The organism is Novosphingobium sp. BF6 (genome assembly GCF_058273105.1).
Genome location: NZ_CM177775.1, coordinates 2,940,383 through 2,958,456 on the forward strand (window position 1 = coordinate 2,940,383; position 18,074 = coordinate 2,958,456).

An 18,074-nucleotide genomic window follows, 5' to 3' on the forward strand; every position below is an offset into this window, starting at 1 on the left:
GAAACGACGATCTCGGGCCTGCCCCCGCGCAGAGCCATGCAAGGACGGCAGCGTGAGCCTCGGACCCGGCGCGCACAAGTTACCATTTGGACTTAACCCGGCAGGCCGCCTCCCTCTTTTGCGCTAACAACTATGCGCCCCCTTATTGTCCGGACTGGCCTTTGCCTTGGGGCAATTCACTGGCCCATGATCGCGGGCATGGCCGCTATCCTGACCCAGCTACCCGACGACGGGACGCAGCAGTCCGCATCCTGGCGGCTTGTCCCCCCATTGGCTCGCGAGTCGGCCTCGCCCTACGACCGCGCGATCGCCGTCCTGCTGCCCGCCGCGGCCTTTTTCCTCAGCTGGTGGCAGGTGGGGCGACTTCCCAATGCCAACCTGACGATGTCGGACATGATCCTGATCGTCTGCACCCTGCTCATGCTCGTCTCGCGCGGGCTGAATGCGCGGATGATGGGGCGGATGTCGGTGCTCTGGGTAGGCGGCATCGTCATGCTGCTGGGCGGCATGCTGGTCGGCTCCACGATGCATGGCGATTTCACCCGCTGGCCGGTGGTCGCAGGGCAATATGCCTTCGCGCTGCTGCTTATCCCGATGGTCCTCGCCAACTGCTCGCTACCAGCGCTGCGCAAGGCCGCGCTTGCCTATGTCTGGGGAGTCGCGGTGTCGCAGGCGGTGGGCATCGCGCTGGTCAACCTGTTCAGCCGCGACATGATCAACCAGTACGTCAACAAGTACGTGGTCACCGGAAATGGCCGCCTCGGCGCCTTTACCGGAGAGCCCAATTCGAACGGCGCGGTCTGCGTCTTCGCGCTGATCTTCCTGCTCCACGCCGTGATCGAGAAGCGCCTGCGTCCGGTGATCGCCGTACCGCTGGCGCTGGTGATCGTCGCCGGGCTGGTCTATTCCGCCAGCTTCACCGCCTTTGCTACCACGATCCTGTCGATCGGCTTCGTCCTCGCCCTCTCGCGCATCCGCACGGTGATCACCATCGCCCTGCCGGTGCTGCTGGTGGTCGGCGCCTATGTCGGCCTTGGCGGCCCGGTCCCGGCGGTGTTCGAGCAGCGGGTGGGCGACGCCGTGGTCTCCGGCGATCCGACCAAGGCCGGCACATTCGTCGGCCGCTCGGTGCTGATCGAGGAGGCTTGGCAGATGTCGGGCGACAACCTGCTGATCGGCCTCGGCAGCGACGGTTACCGCAAGGCCAGCGTCTACGGCATGCCGGTCCACCAGCTCTACCTGCTGGTGCTCAACGAAGGCGGCGTGGTCTCCTTCCTTGGCCTCTGCCTGATGTTCGCGGCGATGTTCGTGCACGGCATCTCCATCGCCGGGCGAAGTCGCACCGACGGGGTCTGCGCGCTGGCGCTGCTGGGCGTGTTCTTCCTTTACGCGATGTCGCTGCCGCACATGTTCGCGCGGATGTGGAACGGCCCGGCGATGCTGATGTTCGCGCTGGCCAGCGCCGGGGCCGGTGCCGCCACCCTTTCCATGACGCGGCGCCCGGCCTGGCGCAGCCATGCGCAGCCCTCGGAACCAGAACGGACTTCGGAAGCAGGATGACCCCCATCGAAAGCGCAAGCGAGGTCGCCGTGCACCGCGAGGCTTCCTTCCTGTCCCGGCAGTTCGCCCGCTGGCGCGGCAGCGAGATGCTGCGGCCGCATCTCGTCAGCATCGGCCACCTGCTCTCGGGCAATTTCGGCGGCGTGATGATCATGATGGCGAGCCTCGCCATCGCCACCCGCGCGCTCGGACAGGAACAGTTCGGCATCCTTGCCGTGGTGCTGGCGATCGGGCGCGTCTGCGAGCGGCTGATCCGCTTCGAATCGTGGCAGCCGCTGGTGCGCTTCGTCGCCGTGGAGGAAGAGAACGGCGATGTCGGCCGGATGTCCTCACTCTATGCCTATGGGCTGTTGCTCGATGTTGCCAGCGCCCTCGTCGCGGCGGTGATGAGCGTGCTGGTGGCCTGGCTGGCCGGAGACCTGATCGGCATCGGCCGGGGCAATGTCCATCTCGTCGCCATCTATGCCTGCGCGATCGCCTGCAACCCGCGCGGCATGGCCAGCGCCGCACTGCGCCTCGCGGGCAAGTTCCGCATTCTCGCCTATGTCCAGCTCGCCTCGTTCGTCGCCCGCTTCGCGCTTTCGGCGCTGCTCTATGCGCTGGGCGGCGGGCTGATCTGGTTCGTGCTGGTCTGGACCGTCAGCCAGATCTTCGATTCCGCCCTGTTCAACCTGCTGGGCTTCCGCGCCCTTGCCGAAAACGGCATTCCCAGCCCGCTCAAGGCCGACTGGCGCGATCTGCCGGGCCGGTTTCCGGGCTTCATGCGCTTTGCGATCTCGACCAACCTCTCCTCCACCCTGCGCACGATGACGCACGAGATGGACACCCTGCTGGTCAGCACGTTCGCAGGCGCGACCGCGGCGGGTCTCTACTACCTCTCCCGTCGCATCGCCAAAGTGGCGCAGACTGCCGGGGACATGATCCAGACGGTAATCTATCCCGACCTCGCCCGCCTCTGGAGCAAGGTCGGACCTGGTGCGATGGGCCAGCTGGTCTCGATCCTGCAACTCTCGCTCGCCGGTATCGCGCTCGCGGCGGTGGGTGCCTGCTGGCTGATCGGCAGGCCGGCGATCGAACTGGTGTTCGGCCCCGGCTTCGCGGACAGCTACCAGCTCCTGCTCGTCCAGCTCTTCGCGGTGCTGCTGACGCTCCACGCGACCCCGGCGCGCGCCGCGCTTCTGGCGATGAACCGGCCGACTTACGTGCTGGCCGCCAGTTTCACCGCGACCGCCGCCTTCTTCACGGCGGCCTTCCTGCTGATCCCGCGTTACGGCGCGCTCGGGGCCAACTATGCCCATATCGCTTTCGGGGTGGCAACGGTGATCCTGCTCGACCTGGCGTTCTGGCGCAACTTGCGCCGCGCCGGGCACGAACCGGCTCCCGCCAACGGCGCATACGCCATGGAGACCGAGTCATGACGGTCCACGCCCCGATCGGCGCCTTTCCCCGCGATGCCGAGTCGCCCCAATCCCAACTCCAGTCGCTCAAGGTCAGTTCGATCATCACCAGCCTGACTTCCGGCGGCGCGGAAGTCCTCGTCACCAACCTCAACACTGCCTTTGCCGCCAAGGGTGCGCGCGGAACCATCCTCGCTCTCTGCGATGCGCCGACGCTGGGCAATTCGCCGGAGATGGAAGCCGAGCTGATCGACCAGATCGCCCAGAGCGGCTGCCGTTTCGAATCGATGCGCCTCGGGCGCCGCCGCCGTCTGGTGCCGGGCGTGCTGGCCCTGCGCCGCCATCTGGCCGAGGCCCGGCCCGACGTCGTCCATGCCCATACCGTGCGCGCGGTGACCATGCTGGCCTTCAGCGGCTTTTCCGGGCCGATCGTCTTCACCTATCACAACAGCCGCCTGAGCTTCCCCCCGGCGCTGTTTTCCGCGCTGGACCGCGTGGTCCACCACTATGTCGCGATCAGCAACGACACCGCCGGGATCTACCGGCACTGGTCGAGGCGGCCCTTCACGCTGATCCAGAATGCGCCCTCCTCGCGCTACAAGGCCTCGTCCCCGCGCGTCGCGGCGCGGCGGCCCTGCAACGTGCTGACGGTCGGCGCCGTTTCCGACCAGAAGAACTACCCGCTGCTGATCGAGACCGCCCGCATCCTGAAAGACCGCGCGAGCGAAGCCACGCCGCCGCCCGTCCTGCGCGTGGCAGGCGGCGGTGACGGGCTTGAGGGCTTGCGCGCCCGCGTCCGCGAACTGGACCTGGGCGAGATGGTCGAATTCCTCGGCGAACGGCGCGACGTGCCCGACCTGCTGAAACACAGCGACCTCTACCTCAACACCTCGCATTACGAGGGCTTTTCGGTAGCGATCCTCGAAGCCATGGCCATGGGCCTGCCGGTCGTCGCCACCGACGTTTCCGGCAACCGGGGCCTCGTGCGGCAGGGCCAGAACGGGCTGCTCTGCCCGCTCGACAAGCCCCAGGCACTGGCCGCGGCCATCTTGCGGTTGACACAGGACAATTCGCTCTACCGGCAGTTTTCGGCCGGTGCGCTGGCGACCAGCCGCGAGTACACGATCGAAAACGCCGCCGCGCGCCACCTCGAACTCTACTCCGCCCTGCTGCGCCGCCGCGTCCCCCAAAAGGACTAGTCTCTATTGGGACCCGCGAGGCCCCTATGCCCTTTTTGCACGGCCCGCCTTTGACCGCATAGTTCACGATGAAGACCGTCCCGCGTGGACGACTCCGTACCGGAACCGTCCCGAGGGGGGGCGGCAAGGATCACGAAAAGCCGACCGCAAGGCGGCCAACATCACCTCGCTGGAGGGGCACACATGTCGACTGCAATCGCGCCCAGCCCGATCGGCGGCGCGCCGACGCATTACCGCGGACCGGCGCCCTCGCGGGATATCTCATCGTCCGATCAGCAAGTCGGTCCGCGAGACCTGCTTCGCGTGTTCTACCGACATCGCACGATGATGGCGCTGGTGGTCGGCACGATCACCCTGGCCGTGCTGGTGCAGCAATGGCTCTCGCCTACCCTCTACCGTGCCTCCTCCACCGTGCAGGTCGAACTGATCGACGAAGTCGGCACCAACCAGGCCGACGTCAACTCTCGCAATGCCGAGCGTGTCGCCAATGCCGTGCGCCTGCACCGCTCGCGTTCCGCCGCCGAGCAGGTCGTCGCCGATCTCCACCTGACCAAGGACAACGACTTCCTCAAGGAACTCGGCAAGATCCCCGAGGACAAGCGGGTGCTGCAACAGGCAGCGACCAGCAAGGTCCTGTCGATGGTCGCGATCAACTCCGAAGCCGGTTCCGACCTCGTCGAGATTTCGGTGACGGCCGGCTCGCCGGTACTGGCTGCCTCGATCGCCAACCAGATCCCGGTCTCGGTCCGCTCCCTGCGCACGATGAAGACCAACGAGCGCCGCGCCGAACTGCTCGCCTCGCTGGAACAGGAACAGCAGGCCCGCGCCACCGAGGCCGAGGAGACCGCCCAGCGCGTCGCCGACTTCCGCGCCCAGCATCAGATGCTGACCGGCGCCGGCGGGGCGGAAGACCTTGCCCAGCTCAACCGCATCGCCGTGCAGAGCGCCTCGGCCATCGCCGCGCGCGATGCCGCCATAGCCCGCAGCGCCGGGATCGCCCGCGCCAGCCGCATGCAAAGCACTGCACTCGCCAGTTCCGGCGTACTCGACCAGCTCGAACGCACGCGCGGCGAACTTGTGGCGGAAACCTCCAAGCTCTCCACCAGCCTCGGCCCGAACCATCCTGACGTGAAGCGCCTGAACTCCCAGCTCGCGACGGTCAACGAGGGCATCGTCAAGGAACAGGCCCGCGTCCAGGCCGCCGCCCAGGCCGATGTCTCGGCCAAGGCCGCGCAGATGACCGAACTCGCCCGCAGCCAGGCCGCCGGTGATAGCGCCCAAGCGAGCCGTCTCGAAGGCATCGTCGCCGGGCTCAGCTCGACCGCCTATCGCAACACCGCCAATTCCGTGCAGCTCGACAAGCTGGTGCGCGAATCGACCCTGGCGGACGATGCCTACAAGGCGATCGCCGGCCGCGTCGAACAGGTCCGCGCGCAGATGCAGATGGAAGGCGTGTCCTCCTCGGTCGTCTCCCCGGCGGTGCCGGACTTTGACCCCGTCGCCCCCGCGCCGATCAAGATGGCGATCACCGCCCTGCTCGGCTCCAGCGTGCTGGCCTTCCTGATCGCCTTCGCCCGCGACTTCCTCGACGACCGCCTGCGCACCACCGCGCAGATCCGCCGCCTCTTCGGGCTGCCGACCCTGGGAATGCTGCCGCTGCTCAACAGCAACCTCTCGGAGGACCCGAACGACAGCCCGGTCATCAAGGAGCCGCAGTCGCTCTTCGCCGAAGTCGCCCGCTCGACATATACCGAAGTGCGGGCGCTCGACCGGAAAGGCACCAACTCGCAGGTCGTGCTGGTCACCTCGCCGCTGCCGGGCGACGGCAAGTCCACGGTCTCGCTGACGCTCGCCGCCGCCGGGATCGCGATGGGCGACCGCACGGTGATCCTCGACCTCGACTTGCGCAAGCGCGGCGCGCTCCAGCGGCTCCAGAATGAAATGCAGGTGCCGGACCTCGTGGACATCGTCTGCGGCCGTGCCGACCTCGACAGCCTGGTCGGCCCGCGCTCGGCCCATCCCTACGACGGCAAGCTTATCGCTTCCGCCGACGGCACCCAGATCATCGAACCGGAAGGCGCCAACCAGATCGTCCTGCTCAGCGCCCGCGAACCGGTGGCCGAACCCGCGCTGCTGCTCTCCTCCAACCGGCTGAAGACCCTGCTCGACCAGCTCAAGGAGCGCTTCGAACTGGTCATCATCAATGCCCCCGCCGCCCTTGCGGTGCGCGATGCCCGCGCCATGTGCCACTTCGCCGACCAGACCGTGCTGGTCGCCCGCTGGGGTCACACGACCGGCGACCAGATGCGCGCCGCGCTGGAGATGCTGGACGACAGCGTCGGCGGGGTGATCTTCGACCAGGTCGACTACGCCGAACATGCCCGCCGCCGCTACGGCGATTCGGTGCAGTTCTACGCCGACTCGGCCAGCTACTACTCCTCGCCGGTTCCGGCCCGCGACGAGTGGGCGGCCAAAGTCCGCCGCTTCTTCCGGGGTCACTCCTGGCGCCCCGTGGAAGCGTGAGCAGGAGCGCGCGAGTGGCCTTCGCTTCCCTTCGATTGCTCGCCACGCTGCTCCTGCTCACCCTTCTGCCGCTGCTCCTGCTGCTGGGGCTCGGCACCCTGCTCTCGATGGGTCGCCCGGTGCTGTTCCGACAGCGCCGGGCGGGTCGCGAGGGGCAGGACTTCACCCTGCTCAAACTACGCTCGATGCGCGATGCCACCGGGGCGGACGGCAAGCCGCTGCCCGACGAGGCGCGCGTCACCGCCTTCGGGCGTTTCCTCCGCCGCAGCCGTCTCGACGAATTGCCGGGCCTGTGGAACGTTGCGGCCGGAGACATGACTTTCGTCGGCCCCCGCCCGCTGCTGCCCGAAACGATCGCCACCCTCGGCGCGCGGGGCACGGCGCGGGGGCGGGTGCGTCCGGGGCTGACCGGCTGGTCGCAGGTCAACGGCAATACCCTGCTGACGCTCGACGAGAAGATCGCGCTCGATCTCTGGTACGTGGAGAATCGCTCGCCCTTGCTCGATTTCAGGATCGTCCTGCTGACGCTTTGGGTCATGGTCGGCGGCGAACGCCGCTCGCGCGAGGTGGCCTTGGCGGATTGAGGGGAGCGACTGCCGGATTCACCCAACCCGCCCCAGCCCTCACCCCGCTCATGCTGCGCTTGTCGAAGCATGGATCGGCGCGCCACGCCTCGGGGGCCTTCGACAGGCTCAGGCTGAGCGGGGTTGAGATCTGGCGATGAGGTGAGACAGGTCCATTCTCCCGCCCCCCCTTTAGAACCCGCGTTTAGGAAGCGCTCATTCCAGAACCCGCTCAGCCTGAGCCTGTCGAAGGCCCCTCAGCCCAGCGCCAGCTCATCCAGCGACGCCACGACATGATGCGCCGCATGCTCGGGCGTCGGCGCCGTACAGGCATGGATGCGGCCCTCGCGCAGGATCTGCACGGTCGTCCAGCCGCGCGCACGGGGCGTGACGAAGTCCTTGGCGGCATTGTCGGCAATATAGACATGCGCCGCGCCCGGACGACCGGACCACTGCTCCACCATCTCGTAAGCCATGGCATGAGGCTTGCCGCAGCCCTCCGGCAGCAGGCCGGTGAGCACCACCTTGCCGATCCGCTCGTAAAGCCCGAGCGCCGAGACCTTGTTGCCCTGGGTCTGGGCCGGACCATCGGTAATGAGCGCACTCAGCCGCATGCCGAGCCGGGCAAGCAGCCGCGCCGCGTCTTCGGCCAGCGCGATCTCCGGCACATGGCTGCGATAGAGAGCCACCAGCGGCCCCACCTCGATCGCGGCAAGTCCGAGCGCGGCCAGTGCCGCATCGAACACCGTGCCGCGATGCCCTTCGTCAAGCAGACGCGCGCATTCGGCCGCATAGCCGGTGACGCCGCGGCTCTCCTCCAGATGCCGCCCCACCGCTGCAAACCCGCTCAGCGCGAAGTCCCGTTCGAGATAGAGCGTGTCGTCGAGATCGAGCACGACGACCTTATCGGCAATATCAACCACGGAACACGGCGCTGTCATAGCGCACCATGGTCACGCCTTCGCGCCAGAGGTCGCTCGCGCATTCGGCGCGGCCGACGACGCGGGCCAGCAGGCTTTCGGCGAAGCGGCCTCCGGCATGGTCGGCCAGCGGATAGCCGCCGCCGAAGCGGGCGTTGATCTCGAAGACGCGCGGACCGCGATCGGGATCGTCGATGAGCTGGAAGCAGAGCACCCCCTCGGCGCCTCTCAGAGCCGCGGCGATGTCGGCGGCGATCGCGATCATGCGCGGGTCGCGCACCGTCCGGCCCTTCTCCACTTCCCCCGCACGAGTCGAGATGCGCAGATGCGGGATCGCCGAAAGCATCCGCCCGCGCGCGTCGAGGTACATGTTGATGGTATATTCCGGCCCGCGCAGCAGTTCCTGCACCAACATAGGCTCGGGATAGTCATCGCGGATATCCGCCGCCGATTGCAGCACGCCGATGCCCCGGCTGGCGCTGCCGCCCACCGGCTTGACGAAGAGCGGGAAAGACCAGCCCGAGGGATCGGCGCGCAAATCCTCGATCCGTACGGTACGCGGCACCGGCACGCCCGCCTCGGCCAGAACCGAGACGGTGCGCTCCTTGTCGCGCACTACGTCGATCACCGGCGCCGCGCTGACGTGGACCAGCGTTCCCGCCTGTTCGAACTGCTCCCGCGCCCGCGAGAGCACATCGAGTTCGGTGTCGATCGTCGGCACCAGCAGGTCGATCTTCTCGCGCCGGCAATGGTCCAACAGGCGCGCAACATAGTCCGGCGCGGTGCAACGCGGCACCGCGAAAGCCACTTCGGCCTCCAGGCAGGCGGCGCTGAGTTCGGGTTCGAGTTCGCAGGCGTGGATTTCGGCACGCAGCCCCAGCTTCTCGGCCGCGCGGCGGAAGCAGCGCGTCAGTTCGACCCGGCGCCCGGCCGACGTGAAAAGTATCCGTACCACCCTGTTCCCCCCGGTCATCGCTTCAGCCCCACACCGCTATCACTTTTCCGACCTCCTCGCCCCTGGTTCCAATCCCCCTCTTCGTCATTGCGAGCGTAGCGAAGCAATCCGGAGCGTCTCTGGACTGCCGCGTCGGCTACGCCTCCTCGCAATGGCGAAACGGAAGAGAGGAGCGGGGGGCGGAACGGCGCGACAGGACTTGCGACAGCACCTGGTCCCACTGCTGGAGTATTCGCCCCGGCTGGAAACGGGCCATCCCTTCCTCCGCCGCCGCACCGATGCGGACGCGGGCGCTGGCATCGCCGATCAACCCGGCCATCGCCTCGCCCAGCGCCAGGGCATTCTCGCTTTCCACGAGCAGCCCACTGCGGCCGTGCTCCACCATGTCGGCGGGGCCGAAGTCGCAGTCGGTGGCGATCACCGGCAGGCCCGCCGCCATCGCCTCGCCCAGCACGTTCGGAAATCCCTCGTAGCGCGAGGACAGCACGAAGATTCCCGCCTCCGCCACCCAGGCGCGCGGCCGGGGACTGATCCCGCGCAGCACCACGCGCTCCTCCAGCGCGAGATCGCGGACCTGCCCCTCCAGCGCGGCGCGCTCCGGCCCCTCGCCCCAGATGTCGAGTCGCCAGTCGGGCCAGCGCGGCGCCACTTTGGCGAAGGCGGCGACAAGCAGATCGAAACCCTTCTGATGGGCCAGCCGTCCCACCGCGCAGAGACGCTTCACCTCGGCCGCCGGGCGTACCACGTCGGGCAGCGGAACGGGGTTGGGAATCGTCACCAGCTTGTCCTGCACGGCAGCGGGAAAACAGCGTCGCACCGCCGCCGTCTGGCAGACGATGGCGTCGGCGCGGCGATAGAGCAGGCGCAGCAGCAGGTTCCACAAGGGATGGGTATCCTGCCGCTCGGGATTGTTGCGTTCGGCACAGACGAGGCGGGTCTGCGTACCCACCGTGGCGAGCGCGGCGATCAGGTTGTTCTTGGTCAGGAACGAGACGATCACGTGCGGCCGCTGCCGTTGCAGGACCCGGCGCAAGGCAAGTACCCGGCCCGCCATGCCGACGAAGCCGCTGTGTCCGCCCAGCCGGTGCAGCGCAGCCTCTTCCGGCAGACGATGGAACACCGGGTCTTCCGGTCGGTCGAAGACGATCACGTCCACGCCCTGACCGGCTCCGCACCAGTGGCGCGCAAGCTGGGCGATCACCAGTTCCGCCCCGCCGGCACCAAGGCCGGAGGCGAGAATCGCGATGCGCATCGTGCCGGGTGTAAGTGCCAAGGCTACCCCTCGTTCGCCTGGAAAAAAGTCCGCTTGGGTGAAAACCTTTTCCTTCGATTGCCCCCGAACCTAATCGATGCCGAAGCGTCGGACAGGCGTTCATGCGGTCTAACCCTTAATTGGAGAGTTCGATTCGGAGGCAGGTCCGGGCCATCGTCATCCGGAGTGGGTACGCCCTAATCGCGCTCACGGTCGGCCCCGCCATCCGCCACACTTCCGCGCCAGGGGTGTGCAACAGGGGAGTCCGATGATGAAACGCGACATGTCGCAGGGCGCCGGGCCAAACCTGGCGCAGGACCCGGACTTTTCCGCGCCGCCGACCATGCCGGACGGCGGCACCGGGACCGAAGCAGCAGGACTGGCAGTCTCGATGTCCACGGGCCTGAGCGACGGACCGGGCGGCCTGTCCCGGCGCGCGACCCCGAACCTGGCGACGCTCGCCGCCTCGGGCCTGCTCGCGGTGCTCTATCTAGGCCTGGTCGGACGATTGCTGGCCTATCCGATCGGGCGAGACGAGAACCTCTTCATCGCCGTTTCGCGTCTCTGGGGCAGTGGCGATATCTATCGCGACTTCGGCTACAACCACCTGCCCTACCTGCCCTACATCCTCGGCGGGCTGTACTGGCTGACCGGCACGGGGCACCTGCTCCTTCTGGGGCGGCTGCTGGTTGCGGCTTCCTGGGCCATTGCGATCGCGGCGCTCTGGCTGATCGCACAGCGCCAGCGCGCCGGTTTTCCGGCCTTCTTCACAGGCGCCATGCTGCTGATGGGCAATGTGCTGCTGATCGGCGCGCCGGGCCTGATGGTGAGCAACAACTTCCTGCCGCTGCCTTTCGCGCTGATGGCGATCCACTTCCTGCTCTGCGGGCTGGACCGCGAGCGGCCTTCATGGATGTGCTGCTTCGTGGCGGGCGTGCTGATCTCGGTGGCGATCGGACTGAAGGCGAACTACATCTTCCTCGCGCCGTTCCTGGCCCTGACCACGGTGCTGGCACCGCTGGCCCACCCGCTACGCCAGCGACTCGTCTGCGGCACGGTGCCGCTGGCGCTGGGCGGCCTGACCGGCGGGGTTCCGGCGCTGATCGCCATCGCGTCCGACCCGGATGCCTTCTTCGCCCATACGATCCGCTACTTCACCCAGCTGCAACCGGCCTACTGGTCCCATTCCACCGATCCCAAGATCATGACGGCGGCGCAGAAGATCCTGCTGGCCGAGGAAATCTGGACCTCGAATGCGACCCTGCTGGCACTTGTCGGCGCGGTCGCGCTCGTCGCCTTGCCGCTATGGCGACGCGGCTGGAGGGACGGCGTGCTGGCGGTCTGGTCCTGGCCGGTGATCCTGGCCGCCGCGCTGGCGGTGATGGGCGTGGTCATCTCCTTCGTGCCGACCCCCTCGTTCCCGCAATACTTCGTGCCGCCGATCCCCTTCCTCGTGCTGCTGGTGGTGCTGCTGCGCGCCCGCACGCTGAGCGAGAATCGGACGGCGGCCGATGCGGTGCTGCTCTCGCTGGCTTTCGTGGCGCTGCTCTGCGCGGGGTCGCGGCTGGCACCGGGGCTGATCTCGCTGTCGCGCCCCGCCACCTGGGAAGGCGTGAAGATCCACCGCGAGATGCGCACCCTTGCCCGCAGCGCCGGGGCTTCCTCGGGCGATAGCGTGGCGACGCTCTCACCGGTGCTGGCGCTCGAAGGCGGCTTTGCGGTGCCGGGCGAATTCGCCGCCGGGCAGTTCGTCTACCGCGTGGCGGACTACCTGCCGCCGCAGGACCAGACTTACTGGACGACGACTTCGCCCACCCACCTTACGTCCTGGCTGGACGCCAACCGGCCCTCGGCCATCCTGGTGAGCGGCGAGGAGCCGCTGGAGCAGGCCTTCGCCGACTATGCCCGCAGCCACGGCTACACCGCGTTTACCGGAAAGCGCGGCGACGCCGGACCGGTACTCTACCGCCGCCCATCGGAGCCTGCGGAACTGGAGTGATGTCCCGCCATAACGGCCCACCATGACCGCCGCCCCGCCCCTGCCGCGCAAGCGAAGCGGCCGGGGCGGCGAAAGCGCATAGGGGCCTCCCCAAATGGCCTCCCCGCGCATTTGCAGATGAACGCTTAGCCCTTTGGCACCCCGGCTGGCTAAAGCTGCCTAACCCCGATGAACACTTCTCCACCGGCCCGAACTGCCCTTAACCTTGGCTTATCGACGGGAGCAATTCTCCAGAAAATTCCGACACCGGAGGTGCGGTCATGAAAGTCGTCCTGCTCGCCGGGGGCCTCGGCTCCCGCCTTGCCGAAGAAACGGTCCGGGTTCCCAAGCCCATGGTCGAAGTGGCCGGCCGTCCGATCATGCTCCATGTCATGGATATCTACGACCGCTGGGGACACAACGATTTCATCGTCGCCTGCGGTTACAAGGCCATGGCGATCAAGAGCTTTTTCCAGGACCTCCACCTCATGTCGAACGACTTCACGGTCGGCATCGGCAATGGCGAGATGGCCCTGCGCCCCACCTCCAAGATCGACTGGCGCGTCTCGGTGGTCGATACCGGCCTTGCGACGATGACCGGCGGGCGCCTGAAGCGCCTGCGCTCTTGGCTCGACGACGAGACCTTCATGGTCACCTATTCGGACGGCGTCGGCAATGTCGATCTCGACGCGCTGCTGGCGTTCCACCGTTCGCACGGCAAGCTTGCCACTGTCACCGCGGTCCAGCCTCCAGCCCGCTTCGGCAACCTGGAACTGGGCGATTGCGACGGCTCCGGCGGCCAGGTGGTGGAATTCACCGAGAAGGTCATCAAGTACGAGACCTGGATCAACGGCGGCTTCTTCGTCTTCGAACCGGGCGTGCTGGACTACCTGACGGGAGACGAGGAGCCACTGGAGCAGGCGCCGCTGACGCGCCTCGCCCACGACGGCCAGCTCATGGCCTACAAGCACAAGGGCTTCTGGCACCCGATGGACACCGTGCGCGACCGCGACACGCTGGACAAGCTGGGCACCCAGGCCCTGCCGCCATGGATGGATTTCGAGAACGGACAGCCGGTGCTCAGCACCGATGTCCCGACGAAGCTGCAACATGCCTGAAAAAGGCACACTGGATCAGGCGCTTGTTTCGGCATTTCGGGGCAAGCGGATTCTGGTGACCGGCCATACCGGCTTCAAGGGTGGCTGGTTATGCCTCTGGCTCAGGCAACTGGGCGCAGAGGTCATCGGGATCGCCTTGCACCGCCCCCCGCAAGGCCCTGATATGTTTCACACGGTCGACCTCGGGGGGCTGGTCGACCACCGCATCGCCGATATCCGCGATGCCCGCGCCTATGCCGAGGCCTGCGAAGGGCTGGAACCGGACCTCGTGTTCCACCTCGCCGCGCAGGCGCTGGTGCGCCCGTCCTACGACGATCCGGTGGAGACTTTCGCCACCAACGTCACCGGCACCGCCGTCGTTCTCGACGCGGTGCGGCGCATGCCCTCGGTGCGGGGTGTGGTCGTCGTCACCAGCGACAAGTGCTACGAGAACCGCGAGTGGGAATGGCCCTACCGCGAGAGCGACGCACTCGGCGGGGCAGACCCCTACAGCGCCTCGAAAGGCTGCACCGAACTGGTCGCCGCCGCATTCCGGCGCTCCTATTTCTCCGATCCCGCAGGCTGCCAGATCGCCACCGTGCGCGCGGGCAACGTGATCGGCGGGGGCGACAATTCGCTCGACCGGCTGCTGCCCGATGTAGTGCGCGCCACTCTGGCAGGCACTGCGGTAACGATCCGCAATCCGGCCAGCGTGCGCCCCTGGCAGCATGTGCTGGAGCCGCTGGCAGGCTACCTGATGCTGGGTGCGCGGTTGCTTGGGGAGCAGGCACCGCGCTTTGCCGAAGCCTGGAACTTCGGCCCCAGCGCCGATGGCTTCATCGACGTCGAGGACATCGCGCGCCACTTCCAGCGGGCCTGGGGGCCGGGCGTGGCGCAGATCGCCTTCGGGCGGCGCCCCGACGATCCGCACGAGGCCGGGATGCTGACGCTCGACAGTAGCAAGGCCCAGGCCCGGCTCGGCTGGCGCCCGCGTCTCTCGACCGAAGCGGCCGTGACGATGAGCGCCGAATGGTACCGCGCCTTCGCGGCCGGAGACGAAGACATGCGCGCCTTCAGCGAGGCGCAGATCGCCCGCTATTCCGGCGATTTTACCGAAACACTCGAGGGGGAAGCAGCACTATGCGCGTGAACTATGGCCAGACCGTCCACGGCGAAGAGGAAATCGCCGCCGTCCTGGAGGTCCTGCGGACGTCCACCCAGATGGGGCCGAAAGTGCGCGCCATGCAGGAGCAGGTCTCGGCGCTGTTCGCCAAGGACCACGGGATCATGGTCAATTCCGGCTCCTCGGCGAACTACCTTGCGATCGAGCTGTTGAACCTGCCCGAGGGCAGCGAGGTCATCACTCCGGCCCTGACGTTCGCCACCACCGTCGCCCCGATCGTCCGCTCGCGGCTGGTGCCCGCTTTCGTGGACTCGGCGGTCGGCACCTACAACATCGACGTCGAGAAGATCGAGGCGATGATCGGGCCGAACACTAGGGCGATGATGATCCCCTCGCTGATCGGCAACCTCCCCGACTGGGACCGCATCCGCGAGATCGCCGACAGGCACGGCCTGATGGTCGTGGAAGACAGCGCCGATACCCTCGGCGCCACCCTGCGGGGCACCAGCACCGGCACCCGCTCGCACATTTCCACCACCAGCTTCTACGGCTCGCACGTCATCAACGCGGCGGGCAACGGCGGCATGCTCTGCGTCTCGGACGAAGACCTCGCCCGCCGCGCGCTGCTGCTGCGCTCCTGGGGCCGCACCAGCTCGCTCTACGTCGATTCCGAAAGCATCGAGAAGCGCTTCAACGTCGCGCTCGACGGTATCGACTATGACGCCAAGTTCCTGTTCGACGAACTGGGCTTCAACGTCGAGCCTTCGGAAATGGGCGCCGCCTTCGGCCTCGTCCAGCTCAAGAAGCTGGACCACAACATCGCCGCGCGTGAACACAATTTCGCCCGGCAATATGCCTTCTTCAAGCAGTACGAGGACTGGTTCGTGCTGCCCGAACAGATGCCGGAATCGCGCACCGGCTGGCTCGCCTTCCCGCTGACGATCCGCGAGGACGCTCCCTTCACCCGCACCCAGATGCAGATCTGGCTGGAAGAGCGCGACGTGCAGACCCGCCCGGTCTTCACCGGCAATATCCTGCGCCAGCCGGCCATGCAGGGCGTGCCGCTCAAGGCCGCACCGGAAGGCTATCCGGTCGCCGACGCGGTGATGAAGGGCGGCATCCTGCTCGCCTGCCATCACGGCCTGACCGAGGCCCATCTCGATTTCATGCACGAGACTTTCGAAGGTTTCGTCCGCTCGCTCTCCACCACACTTTCGCGGGAGGCGGCCAATGCTTGAGATGCCGATCCCCGAGCAGCAAGCCACCGACATCCTTTCGGAATGCCGCGCGTGCAAGGCTCCCGCGCCTTACCTGTTCCTGCCGCTGGGCGACCATGCCCCCGGCCAGATGCTGATCCGCCCGGACGATCTCGGCCGTGAGCAGCCCGCCTTCCCGCTCAACACCCAGGTCTGCCTGGAATGCGGGCTGGTGGAGATTGCCGACCAGATCCCGGCGGACTTCTTCCGCCACTACCTCTACGTGCCCTCGGGCGCGGCGCGGATGCACAGCCACTTCGCGGACTTCGCCGAAGTGCTGGCGCAGCGCGCAGAGGGCGGGCTGATCGTCGACATCGGCAGCAACGACGGGCTGCTGCTCGCCGCCTGCAATGCACTGGGCTGCACGACGCTGGGCTTCGATCCGGCCGAGAACATCGCCGCCTTGGCCGCCGAGCGGGGCGTGGAAACCCACATCGACTACTTCACGCCCGCTTCCGCCGAACTGGTCCGTTCGCAGCGCGGCCCGGCGAAAGTGATCGTCACCACCAATACCTTCAACCACATCGGCGACCTCCATACTTTCATGGAGGCGATCTCGACCCTGCTGGCCGATGACGGAACTTTCGTGATCGAAGTGCCCCGCGCCAAGGAGTACATCGACCACACCGAATTCGACAATATCTACCACGAGCACGTCTCCGAGTTCAGCCTGCTCTCGATCGTAAAGCTCGCCGCCTTCTTCGACATCGAAGTGACCGACGCGCTCTCGCTGCCCGACATCCACGGCGGCTCGATGCGCGTGTTCCTGAACCGCAAGGCCGCCGGAATCGGTCCCTCGCAGTCGGTCGCCGACATGCTGCGCGACGAACTGGCGGGCGGCATGCTCGTGCCCGAGACTTACGACCTGCTGGCGCGCGAAGTGGACGACATGGGCCGCGACGTGCGCGCCATGCTCGACGATATGAAGGCCCACGGGTTGAAGATCGCGGGCTACGGCGCTTCTGCGCGCGGCAACACGCTCATCACCCATTACGGCATCGACACCAGGTATCTCGATTTCCTCGTGGACCGGAACCCGTTGAAACACGGGCTCTATTCCCCGAACACGCGCATTCAGATCCGCCCGGTCGAGGCCATCGAGGAAGAGAAGCCCGACGTGCTCTTCGTCCTTGCCTGGAACTTCTTCGACGAGATCTTCGAGCAACAGGCGGCGTTCCGCGCCCGTGGAGGCAGGTTCCTGGTGCCGCTGCCAGTGCCCAGGATCGTGTGCTGAACTGAACCGTCCGGAGCCGGAACCAATCCGGCCCGGACCCATTCGGAAGGGTTGCCCAGTGGCCGAAGGCGTAACGCTATTGACCGGTGCCGGCGGCTTCATCGGCGCACATCTCGTCCAACGCCTTCTGGAGGAAGGTGGGGAAGTCCACGCGATCGTGCGCCCCTCCACCGAACTGGGCCGCCTCTCGCCTTTCGCCGAGCGCCTGTCGATCCACCGCATCGACCTCTCCGACCGGCTGGCGATCCGGCAGTGCATCCGCGCCATGGCCCCGCGCCGCGTATTCCATCTCGCCGCCGAGACCCGCCTTCCGCCCCAGCCGGACTTCACCGCCGCGCGCGCCGCGGCCGCGATCTACCTCCAGCCCGCGCTCAACCTGCTGCAACCGCTGGCCGAACTGTCCCGCCCGCCCGAAGTGGTGGTGCGCGCCGGGACGATCGCCGAATACGGCCGCGCGGCGCTGCCCTACCGCGAGTACGCACGGGCGATTCCCTCGACCCCCTACGGCGCAGGGATGCTGGCCACGACCGAGGCCATCGCCATGCTGGCGCCGCGCCTGCCCTTCCCTGTCATCACCGCCCGCCTCGCGCTCTGCTACGGCCAGGGACAGGCGCCGAGCTTCCTCGTGCCCGCCATGATCGACGCCTGCCTTTCGCGCCGCCCGATGACGATCCGCCGCCCCCACGACCGGCGCGACCTGCTCCACGTCGACGACGCCGTGGACGCACTGCTGCACATCGCCCGCCGCGCGCCGGATAGCGCAGACTTCGACTGCGTGAACATCTGCACCGGCGAGGCCCCGACGATGGATGAGGTCGCCCGCCGGATCGAGACCATGACCGGCTGCGGCGAAGGTTTCCTCCCCCGGTCGGCCATCGCGGACGAGTCCGTGGAACTGCGCTCCAGCCCCGACCTCGCCGCCACGCGCCTCGGCTGGCATCCCCGCATCGCCCTCGACGAAGGCCTCGACCGCACCATTGCGGACGAACACGCCCTTTGCACGAAAGCAGGATAGAT

Annotated in this window: 14 protein-coding genes; 11 read left to right on the plus strand and 3 right to left on the minus strand. The window is 67.4% G+C overall.

Annotated features, from left to right (window positions below; genetic code table 11):
• Nucleotides 1-198 precede the first annotated feature (198 nt).
• The 5 genes from AC4D6D_RS14295 to AC4D6D_RS14315 all read left to right on the plus strand — a co-directional run bounded on the left by AC4D6D_RS14295 (nt 199) and on the right by AC4D6D_RS14315 (nt 7,263).
• Complete coding sequence (locus tag AC4D6D_RS14295) at nt 199-1,560, plus strand: O-antigen ligase family protein (protein WP_491325813.1); 1,362 nt, start codon at nt 199-201, stop codon at nt 1,558-1,560.
• Nucleotides 1,557-2,978: a lipopolysaccharide biosynthesis protein gene (locus AC4D6D_RS14300; RefSeq protein ID WP_491325814.1), complete on the plus strand. Its 1,422-nt coding sequence runs from the start codon at nt 1,557-1,559 to the stop codon at nt 2,976-2,978. The genes AC4D6D_RS14295 and AC4D6D_RS14300 overlap by 4 nt, the downstream gene beginning before the upstream one ends.
• Nucleotides 2,975-4,156 carry a glycosyltransferase gene (locus tag AC4D6D_RS14305; protein ID WP_491325815.1) on the plus strand — a complete coding sequence of 394 codons (1,182 nt, stop codon included), beginning with the start codon at nt 2,975-2,977 and terminating at the stop codon, nt 4,154-4,156. Before AC4D6D_RS14300 ends, AC4D6D_RS14305 begins: the two co-directional genes overlap by 4 nt.
• A gap of 183 nt (nt 4,157-4,339) precedes the next feature.
• Nucleotides 4,340-6,679 carry a GumC family protein gene (locus tag AC4D6D_RS14310; RefSeq protein ID WP_491325816.1) on the plus strand — a complete coding sequence of 780 codons (2,340 nt, stop codon included), beginning with the start codon at nt 4,340-4,342 and terminating at the stop codon, nt 6,677-6,679.
• A 14-nt stretch (nt 6,680-6,693) separates the two neighbouring features.
• Nucleotides 6,694-7,263 (plus strand): sugar transferase, encoded by a 570-nt coding sequence (locus AC4D6D_RS14315; RefSeq protein WP_491325817.1) that lies wholly within the window; start codon nt 6,694-6,696, stop codon nt 7,261-7,263.
• A 236-nt stretch (nt 7,264-7,499) separates the two neighbouring features.
• Here AC4D6D_RS14315 and AC4D6D_RS14320 read toward each other — a convergent pair whose 3' ends face one another.
• The 3 genes from AC4D6D_RS14320 to AC4D6D_RS14330 all read right to left on the minus strand — a co-directional run bounded on the left by AC4D6D_RS14320 (nt 7,500) and on the right by AC4D6D_RS14330 (nt 10,390).
• Nucleotides 7,500-8,165: an HAD family hydrolase gene (locus AC4D6D_RS14320; protein WP_491325818.1), complete on the minus strand. Its 666-nt coding sequence runs from the start codon at nt 8,163-8,165 to the stop codon at nt 7,500-7,502.
• Nucleotides 8,158-9,117: an ATP-grasp domain-containing protein gene (locus AC4D6D_RS14325; protein ID WP_491325819.1), complete on the minus strand. Its 960-nt coding sequence runs from the start codon at nt 9,115-9,117 to the stop codon at nt 8,158-8,160. The genes AC4D6D_RS14320 and AC4D6D_RS14325 overlap by 8 nt, the downstream gene beginning before the upstream one ends.
• Before the next feature lie 136 nt (nt 9,118-9,253).
• Nucleotides 9,254-10,390: a glycosyltransferase family 4 protein gene (locus AC4D6D_RS14330; RefSeq protein WP_491325820.1), complete on the minus strand. Its 1,137-nt coding sequence runs from the start codon at nt 10,388-10,390 to the stop codon at nt 9,254-9,256.
• A gap of 247 nt (nt 10,391-10,637) precedes the next feature.
• On the opposite strand from AC4D6D_RS14330, the gene AC4D6D_RS14335 reads away from it, so the two are divergent.
• The 6 genes from AC4D6D_RS14335 to AC4D6D_RS14360 all read left to right on the plus strand — a co-directional run bounded on the left by AC4D6D_RS14335 (nt 10,638) and on the right by AC4D6D_RS14360 (nt 18,072).
• Nucleotides 10,638-12,368: a glycosyltransferase family 39 protein gene (locus AC4D6D_RS14335; protein WP_491325821.1), complete on the plus strand. Its 1,731-nt coding sequence runs from the start codon at nt 10,638-10,640 to the stop codon at nt 12,366-12,368.
• 260 nt (nt 12,369-12,628) lie between these two features.
• Nucleotides 12,629-13,465: a glucose-1-phosphate cytidylyltransferase gene (gene rfbF, locus AC4D6D_RS14340; protein WP_491325822.1), complete on the plus strand. Its 837-nt coding sequence runs from the start codon at nt 12,629-12,631 to the stop codon at nt 13,463-13,465.
• A complete protein-coding gene (gene rfbG / locus AC4D6D_RS14345; RefSeq protein WP_491325823.1) occupies nt 13,458-14,594 on the plus strand; it encodes a CDP-glucose 4,6-dehydratase in 1,137 nt (378 codons plus the stop codon). The genes rfbF and rfbG overlap by 8 nt, the downstream gene beginning before the upstream one ends.
• A complete protein-coding gene (locus AC4D6D_RS14350; RefSeq protein ID WP_491325824.1) occupies nt 14,585-15,805 on the plus strand; it encodes a DegT/DnrJ/EryC1/StrS family aminotransferase in 1,221 nt (406 codons plus the stop codon). The genes rfbG and AC4D6D_RS14350 overlap by 10 nt, the downstream gene beginning before the upstream one ends.
• Entirely contained in the window at nt 15,798-17,057 is a 1,260-nt protein-coding gene (locus tag AC4D6D_RS14355) for a methyltransferase domain-containing protein (RefSeq protein WP_491325825.1), read from the plus strand. Before AC4D6D_RS14350 ends, AC4D6D_RS14355 begins: the two co-directional genes overlap by 8 nt.
• A gap of 58 nt (nt 17,058-17,115) precedes the next feature.
• Nucleotides 17,116-18,072, plus strand: a complete 957-nt coding sequence (locus AC4D6D_RS14360; protein ID WP_491325826.1) for an NAD-dependent epimerase/dehydratase family protein — start codon at nt 17,116-17,118, stop codon at nt 18,070-18,072.
• Nucleotides 18,073-18,074 lie beyond the last annotated feature (2 nt).

Coding starts and splice junctions, on each gene's coding strand:
- AC4D6D_RS14295 (WP_491325813.1), top strand. CDS start 199: ATGGCCGCTATCCTGACCCAGCTACCCGACGACGGGACGCAGCAGTCC.
- AC4D6D_RS14300 (WP_491325814.1), top strand. CDS start 1,557: ATGACCCCCATCGAAAGCGCAAGCGAGGTCGCCGTGCACCGCGAGGCT.
- AC4D6D_RS14305 (WP_491325815.1), top strand. CDS start 2,975: ATGACGGTCCACGCCCCGATCGGCGCCTTTCCCCGCGATGCCGAGTCG.
- AC4D6D_RS14310 (WP_491325816.1), top strand. CDS start 4,340: ATGTCGACTGCAATCGCGCCCAGCCCGATCGGCGGCGCGCCGACGCAT.
- AC4D6D_RS14335 (WP_491325821.1), top strand. CDS start 10,638: ATGATGAAACGCGACATGTCGCAGGGCGCCGGGCCAAACCTGGCGCAG.
- rfbF (WP_491325822.1), top strand. CDS start 12,629: ATGAAAGTCGTCCTGCTCGCCGGGGGCCTCGGCTCCCGCCTTGCCGAA.
- rfbG (WP_491325823.1), top strand. CDS start 13,458: ATGCCTGAAAAAGGCACACTGGATCAGGCGCTTGTTTCGGCATTTCGG.
- AC4D6D_RS14350 (WP_491325824.1), top strand. CDS start 14,585: ATGCGCGTGAACTATGGCCAGACCGTCCACGGCGAAGAGGAAATCGCC.
- AC4D6D_RS14355 (WP_491325825.1), top strand. CDS start 15,798: ATGCTTGAGATGCCGATCCCCGAGCAGCAAGCCACCGACATCCTTTCG.